General features: G+C 67.0%; 1 pseudogene. It reads right to left on the reverse strand.

The annotated features are described in order from the left end of the window. Positions 1 to 1342: pseudogene (locus HUK84_RS18500) on the reverse strand (co-chaperone GroES); the annotation flags it as partial.

Here is a 1342-nt window from a genome sequence, read left to right on the forward strand (position 1 = left end):
CCGGCGCCGGCGCGTCGCGCAGCACGTGCTCCACCTCGCCGATCGCGGCGGCGGCAAAGGCCCGCCTGCGGATCTCGCGCCCGTCGCACCAGGGATCGTCCTTGAATCCCAGCAGGAAATTCGCCCGCGCCATCTGCTGCATGTCGGTCACGATCTCGGGGTCCGAGACCGGTTCCACCCCGCCGCCCTGCGCGTAATCCGCCCGCCCGACCCGGAAATAGGACGCGCCGATCCGAAACCCCACCTCGTCGGGCAGATAGATCCGGTTCAGCCTGTGCAGCTTGCGAAATTCCTGTCCCAGCGCGCGATGAATCCGCTTGAAGATGGCGCTGAACACTTTCAGCCCCTGCTGGATCACCGCCAGGCCCAGAATCCCCGGCACGTTGCTGCCCGGCATCGCGCCCGACAGCACGTCCTTGACCGACGCGATCTCCCGCCCGGCATCGACCAGAAACCCCAGCAACTGAAACAGGACCGGATTCGGGCCGGGAAATTGCAGCGGCACCAGGTTTTCCCGCAAGGCCGCGCCCGGCGCGTTCACGACCTTGTATTCCCCGACCTGAAAGCGCACCGCCCCGCCATTCAGCGACATCCCCGATCCCACGAACCCGCCCCCGGCATTGGCCAGGTGCGCGGCGTCGAACATCTGGTTCAGGCTGGTATTCACCGCCGCGTTCAACGGATGCAGCAGCGCGCCGAATCCGATGTCATAGATCGCGGAATCCGGCGACGGGATAAACGAATATTTCGTGTAATACCCGATCGCGTCGATCCGGCGTACCCGGTGGTCGTCGCGGCCGAACATCACCCCCTCGCGGTCGAACCCCGCGACGATCCGCGCCAGCCGGCCGGAATCCCGCGCGATCGTCACGATATAGGGTTCGGCATACCCGTCCCCGTCCAGGTCCAGCCGCCGGTGCTGTTCCAGGAACGTCACCGGCGCGTCCCCGTCCTCGCCCGCATCATGGTTGGCGCCATACTCCGCGTCCAGGAACAGTCCGGCGCGGATCCGCTCCTCTACCTCCCACGGATACAGGTCGATCTCCTCGGTGATGCGCGGCGCCGTGACGAAGGATTTCGCCCGGTAGTCGATGCACAGGCGCAGCGGGTCCACGGTCTCGCTGACATTGCGCTGCAGCGCCGGGTCGAAATAGGTCTTGCGGAACATCGTGCCGACGATGGACAGTTGCAGCAGCAGCGTGTCGGTCTGCTCCTCCCAGTCCGGCATCTCGTCCAGCAATTGCCAGCTCATGTGCCGGCCGATCGCATCCGCCCGCGTCCGCTTCGCCCCCGGCGGCACCAGCCACAGCGGCGCGCCGTCCGGGCCGCGCAGCACCTGCCC

This window comes from Nguyenibacter vanlangensis (genome assembly GCF_013376155.1).
GTDB classification, from domain to species: domain Bacteria; phylum Pseudomonadota; class Alphaproteobacteria; order Acetobacterales; family Acetobacteraceae; genus Gluconacetobacter; species Gluconacetobacter vanlangensis.